This is a genomic window from Corallococcus aberystwythensis (assembly GCF_003612165.1).
GTDB classification, from domain to species: Bacteria; Myxococcota; Myxococcia; order Myxococcales; family Myxococcaceae; genus Corallococcus; species Corallococcus aberystwythensis.
Genome location: NZ_RAWK01000402.1, coordinates 1 through 6,384, shown reverse-complemented (window position 1 = coordinate 6,384; position 6,384 = coordinate 1). Strand labels below are relative to the sequence as shown.

General features: G+C 72.8%; 3 protein-coding genes. 1 reads left to right on the top strand and 2 read right to left on the bottom strand.

The genetic code is table 11. The annotated features are described in order from the left end of the window. Positions 1–19 precede the first annotated feature (19 nt). Positions 20–3,169, top strand: coding sequence for an ATP-binding protein (locus D7W81_RS38875; RefSeq protein ID WP_120560397.1), 3,150 nt, complete (start codon positions 20–22; stop codon positions 3,167–3,169). 5 nt (positions 3,170–3,174) lie between these two features. Here the strand turns inward: D7W81_RS38875 and D7W81_RS38870 are convergent, their stop codons facing one another. After that, entirely contained in the window at positions 3,175–4,803 is a 1,629-nt protein-coding gene (locus D7W81_RS38870) for a M28 family metallopeptidase (RefSeq protein WP_120560396.1), read from the bottom strand. 42 nt (positions 4,804–4,845) lie between these two features. Then, the coding region (gene mdoH, locus D7W81_RS38865) for a glucans biosynthesis glucosyltransferase MdoH (protein WP_120560395.1) at positions 4,846–6,384 on the bottom strand (1,539 nt) is incomplete at its 5' end.

Here is a 6,384-nt window from a genome sequence, read left to right as displayed (position 1 = left end):
GCATCGGGGAGAGCGGGAGATGGGAGAGGCCTTCCGAAGACTCACGGTCGTCGAGCCCCCGGCCGACGAAGCGCCCTCCGCTTGCGCCGCGCCTCCGCATGCCCGGCACGTGCCGCCCACCGGTTCGGTGGCGCTCGTCTTCACCGACATCCAGGGGTCCACGCGGTTGTGGGAGCGCTGTGGCCAGGCCATGCGCGATGCGCTGGAGTTGCATGACGGCGTGCTGCGCGCGCTGCTGCTGGGCACCGACGGCTACGAGGTGAAGTCACAGGGCGATGCCTTCATGGTCGCGTTCGCGTCCCCGTTGGAGGCGGCGCACTGGTGCCTGCGGGCGCAGGAGGCGCTGCTGCACACCAGCTGGCCGGAGGCGTTGCTGGAAGAGCCGGACGCGGCGGAGGAGCACACGCCCGAAGGACTGTCACACCGGGGGCTGCGCGTGCGCATGGGCGTGCACGTGGGCGAGCCCGACTGCCGCCTGGATCCGGCCACCCACCGGCTGGACTACCTGGGGCCTCCGGTGAACATCGCGGCCAGGGTCGCGGACGCGGGCCACGGTGGACAGGTGCTGGTGAGCGGCGCGGCCTGGGCGCGCATCCAGCCGGAGCTCGTGTTGCTGGGGATGCCCACCGCGCGAGCGCTGGGGTCCTTCCGCCTGCGCGGCGTGAGCGACAGCGTGGCGCTGGTGGAGCTGCTGCCCGCGTCCCTGGCGCACCGCCGCTTCGGTCCCCTGCGCGCTCCTCGCGAGCGCCCCGGCAACGTGCCCACGCTGCGGCAGGACCTGGTGGGACGCGCCGAGGAGCTGGACACGCTGCGGCAGTGGATGTCGGAGGGCGCCCGGCTGATCAGCATCCTGGGCCCCGGCGGCATGGGCAAGACGCGGCTGGCCACGCACTTCGGCGCGCTGGAGTCCGACGCGGGCACATGGGAGGGCGGCGTCTGGCGGTGCGACCTGGAGGAGGCGCTGACGGAGGGCGACGTCTGCCACGCGGTGGGCCGCGCGCTGGGGGTGCCGCTGACGGCGGACGGAGACGGCAGCACGCCCGCGGAGCGGCTGGGCCGTGCGCTCGCGGGCTGCGGCGACGTGCTGGTCATCCTGGACAACGTGGAGCAGGTGGTGCGGCACGTGCCCGCGACGCTGGGGCGCTGGCGGGTGCTGGCCCCCCGCGCGCGCTTCCTCGTCACCACGCGCGAGGCCCTGCGGCTGCCCGGAGAACGCGTGCTGGACCTGGCCCCGCTGGGCCTGCCGGATCCCGACGAGACGCGCTGGGACGTCATCCTCCGCTCGGACGCGGTGCGCCTGTTCGTGCAGCGGGCCCGCGAGACGCGAGGCGACTTCATCCTGAGCGACGCGGAGGCCCCGCGCGTCGCGGACATCGTGCGGCAGCTGGACGGCATCGCGCTGGCCATCGAGCTGGCGGCCGCGCGCGTGAACGTGCTGGGCGTGGAGCAGCTGCGCGAGCGGCTGTCGAAGCGCTTCGACCTGCTGCGCGTGGGACGGAGGGACGCGCCCGCGCGCCAGGCGACGCTGCGGGGGGCCATCGACTGGTCCTGGAACCTGCTGGAGCCGGCGGAGCGCGCCGCGCTGGCGCAGTGCTCGGTGTTCCGGGGCGGCTTCACGCTGGAGGCCGCGGAGGCCGTGCTGGTGCTGCCGGAGGGTTCGCCGGACGTGCTGGAGGTGGTGCACTCGCTGCGCTCCCAGTCGCTCCTGTGCGCGCGGGAGGTGGGGGCTCCCGGCGGCTTCCTGCGCCTGGGGCTGTACGAGAGCATCCGCGAGTACGCGGCGCTGCGGCTGCGCGAACTGGGAGACGCGGCGGCCTGCGAGGCCCGGCACGCGGACACCTACCTCCAGGTCGCGGGCCGGCTGCGGGAGCGCGTGCAGAAGACGGGAGGCGCGACGGCGCTGCGGCGGCTGGCCCTGGAGCGCGAGAACCTGCTGGCCGCGTGCGACAACGCGATGGCGGTCCAGCCCGCGACCGCCGAGTCCCTGGGCCGCGCGCTGGAGACACTGGTGGCGCTGGAGCCGGACGCGCGCACGCGCGGACCGGTGGGCCTGTTGGTGGAGCGGCTGGAGCGAGCGCTGGAGGCGTCGTCGCGCGTGCCGGTGGCGCCGCTGAAGCGCGCGGAGGCCCTGGCGGTGCTGGGCCGCGCGTACCTGGACGCGGGACAGGCGGAGTACGCCCGGCAGGCCCTGGAGGAGGTGCGCGGCGTCTTCCACACGTTGGGCGAGACGGCGTCGGAGAAGCGCGTGCTGGTGGACCTGTCCATCGTCGCCCGTCACGCCGGGGACGGGGCCACCGCTTGGACGCTGATGCGCGACGCGCAGGCACTGCCCTCCGGAGGCGACCACTGGCTGGAGGCCTACGCCGTGGGCAACCTGGGCCTCGTCGAACAGGTGCGGCGCGGACCGGAGGCGGCCATCCCGCACCTGCGCACGTCGCTGGAGCTGTTCCGCGAGGTGGGCGACGTGACGTTCGAGGTGGGCTTCCTCACCAACTGCGCGGTCGCCATCGGTGAAGCGGGCGACGTCGGTGAAGCGGTGATGCTCCTGGGCGAGGCGCTGGGCCGGGCGCTGAGCGTGGAAGACCGCGCGGGCCAGGCGCTCGCGCGGCTCAACCTGGGGTGCTACCTGATGGACGCGGGCGGCATCGCGGATGCGTGCGAACACCTGGAGGCCGCGGTGCGCCTGTCGCGGCTCCTGGGCCAGCGTCTGCTGGAGGGCACCGCGCTGGGCGAACTGGGCCGCGCGTCCCTCGCCCGGGGTGACTGGAAGCAGGCCCGCGCGGCGCTGACGGAGGCGGTCACCATCCTGGGCCGTGTGTCCCGCTGGCAGGCCCTGCGGTTCATCGCGTACCGGGCCGCGTTGGATGCGGCCAGTGGCGAACCGCGCGCCGCGAGGGAGGGCTTCGCCTCGCTGGAAGGCGCCCCCGAGCTGCGCGAGGACCCTGCCCTCTTCCAGCTCGTGGATCTGCTGCGCGCGGCGCTCGACCTGGCCGAGGCCGACGCCGCGCCTCCCGGGAGTCCGGAAGGCCACGAAGCCAGGGCCGCCGCCCGCCGCCGCATCGAAGCGGCCCGGAACGCCCCTCGCGAGACCGCGTCGTCCGACGTCCGGGGCGCGCTGCGATTCCTGGAGGCGCGCCCCGGCGTCACCGACTCGCACCCGGATGCGTGAAGCCGCTACGGCTCCGGTGCCGGTGCCGGCTTCGCGAAGCGCCGGAAGAAGCTGTCGTCGTTCCAGTACGGCCGGGCGGGGGCATCCGCCACCGCGTTCGTCAGCGCGGTCAGGAAGGTGATGAAGCGCGCGGCGCCCTGGTGGTCCACGGGCTGCTGCGCCAGGTCATCCGACGGCGCGTGGTAGCGCTCGGCCAGCCACTGCTTGAACACCTTCTGTTCCTCCGAGCCCGGCGTGTAGCCGAACTTGAAGAACAGCGCGGGCACGCCCTCGCGGATGAACGAGTACTGGTCGCTGCGCACGAACAGGTTGCGGTCCGGCTCCGGATCCTCAAGCACCTGCACGTCCTGCTTCGCCGCCACCTCCGCCAGCGGCACCGCGAGCGAGGACTCGTCCTTGCCGTGCGCCACCACGGTGGTGAACGGCCAGTGGGGCATGAACATGTCCAGGTTGAAGTCCGCCACGATGGAGGTGATGGGCACCGGCGGCCGCGACGCGAAGTACTTCGACCCGAGCAGCCCCTTCTCCTCCCCCGTCACCAGCGCGAACACCACCGAGCGCTTCGGCTTGTCCTTCTGCGCATGCAGCTGCCGCGCGACCTCCAGCACCGCCGCCACGCCGGACGCGTTGTCCATGGCGCCGTTGTAGATGCGGTCCCCCTTCACCGGCTCGCCCACGCCCACGTGGTCCAGGTGCGCGCTGAGCACCACGTACTCCTTCGCGAGCACCGGATCCGTGCCCGGCATGACGCCCACCACGTTCATGGACTTCAGCGGCTTCACGTCGAAGGCCAGCTTCGCCTTCATGCGCAGGGGCAGGTCGAACTTCGGCAGCGGCTTGTCCGCGTTGGCCAGCGCCACCAGCTCCTCGTACGTGTGCGGCGCTCCCTCCAACCACTTCTGGGATTGCGCCACGTTCGCGACGACCGCGACCTTCAGCCCGCGCGAGTCATTGAGCGAAGGGTCCGCGAACACCACCGTCGGGCTCTTGCTGGAGCCCACGATGCGCTCCCACGGCAGCTCCAGCATCTTCGGATTCTGGAGGTACACGTACCCCACGGCCCCCGCGGCCTTGAGCACCTTCAGCCGCTCCGACCACGAGGAGAAGTGCGACTTCACCGGGCCCGGGATGTTCCCCGGCCCGCCCTGGAGCAGCACCACCACCTTGCCCTTGAGGTCCAGGCCCGCGAAGTCGTCGTGGCCCAGCTCCGGGATGGACAGGCCGTAGCCCACGAACACCAGCGGCGCGTCCACGGTGCCGTTGTCGCCCTGCCGCGAGGACAGCACCACGTCCTCGCCCTGCACCAGCGGCAGCGGCTTGCCGTCCTTCACCAGCGCGACGCTGGACTTCGCCTCGATGAGGCGGCGCGACTGAAGCGCCATGGGCTGGAGGAAGCCCGTCTTCAGCATCGGCTTCACGCCCAGCGCGGCCAGCTCCTTGGACACGTAGCCCGCGGCGGTCGCGTAGCCCTTGCTGCCCGTGTCGCGCCCCTCCATCGCGTCACTGGCGAGCACCTCCACGTGCTTCCACCAGCGGTCCTCGCCGGTCCCAGCCCCGGACGCGGGAGGCTCCGCGGCGAAGGCCCCGGAGGAGACGAACAGCGCGAGCGCGGCGACGGACGGAATGCGGTTCATGCCCCGGAGCATCCAGGGCGAAGCCCGGCCATGCAACCGCGATCAGGCCTGCACGCCCAGCCGCCGGCCGCGCAGCTCCGACAGCGTGCGCGCGTCCAGCAGCACCGCGGACTTCTCCTGCGCGGACAGCGGCTCCACCCCGCCCGCCAGCAGCTTGCGGCGCGCGGAGGCCAGCGCCACGGGGACGCTCGCCGTCGGGTGGGCTTCCAGCAGCGCCAGGTGCAGCGCGTGCGCGCGGGGGTCGGTCAGCACGTGATCCAGCGCGTCGCCCACCGGCTCCAGCTCCTCCTCGGCCAGCTCCTGCGCGCGCACCAGCACGGTGGGCGGCTGGACCTCCTCCGGGATGAGGAACAGGCCCCGCCGCTGCGCCCACAGGCCCAGCGACGCGCGGGCGGTGAAGACGGAGATGGCCGGAGACAGCCACAGCCCCAGGATGACCGGCGACAGCCACGCGAGCATGCCCGGCGCCACCGCGACCGTCAGCGCCGCGAGCACCACGCCAATCACCATGTGCCACTTGTGGCGGCGCAGCGCCTCCGACCACGGCAGGTCCGTGTCCTCGCGCTGCTGGCTGGACCAGTTCACCTTGTAGCCAAGCAGCGTCCCGAAAACGAAGTGCGACTGGAAGAGCATCATCACCGGCGCCATCAGCGTGGACACCACGCCCTCCAGCGCCACGCTCAGCACCAGCTTGAACCGGCCGCCCATCCGCGTCGCCTCTTCACGGTCGGCCAGCACCAGCCCCAGGCCCATCAGGCGGGGAACCCACAGCAGCGCCAGCGACAGCGCCATCAGCTGGAGCGCGCCCACCGTGTCGAACGCGTCCCCGCCCGGCAGCGTGGACTGGAACTCCAGCAGCGTCGCGGGCGCGAAGAACCACTCGTGCAGCGCGGCGAACAGGCCCGACACCAGGAAGATGAGCCACAGGGGCGACGCCACGTAGGACATCACGCCCATGAGGAAGTGCATCCGGCTCATGGGGTGCAGGCCGCCCGCCATCACCAGCCCCATGTGCTGGAGGTTGCCCTGGCACCAGCGGCGGTCGCGCTGCGCGTACGCGAGCAGGTCCGGCGGCGGCTGCTCGTAGCTGCCGCCCAGTTCCGGCACCAGCCACACCGTGTAGCCCGCGCGGCGCATCAGCGCGGCCTCCACGAAGTCGTGACTGAGGATGTGGCCACCGAAGGGCTGCTGGCCCGGCAGCACCGGCAGGCCGCAGTGCTCGATGAAGGGCGCCATGCGCAGGATGGCGTTGTGGCCCCAGTAGTTGGAGTCCCCCAGCTGCCACGCCGCCGCGCCCGCGGCCACGATGGGGCCGTAGATGCGCCCGGCGAACTGCTGCAGCCGCGCGAACAGCGTGGAGCGCCCCACGTTCTGCGGCGGCACCTGGAGGATGCCCGCGCCCGGGTTCAGCTCCATCAGCCGGGCCATCTTCACCACGCTGTCGCCCGCCATCAGGCTGTCCGCGTCCAGCACCAGCAGGAAGTCGTAGCGGCGGCCCCAGCGCTCACAGAACTCCGCCAGGTTGCCCGCCTTCTTCGCCGTGTTGTCGGAGCGGCGGCGGTAGAAGATGCGGCCCTGCCC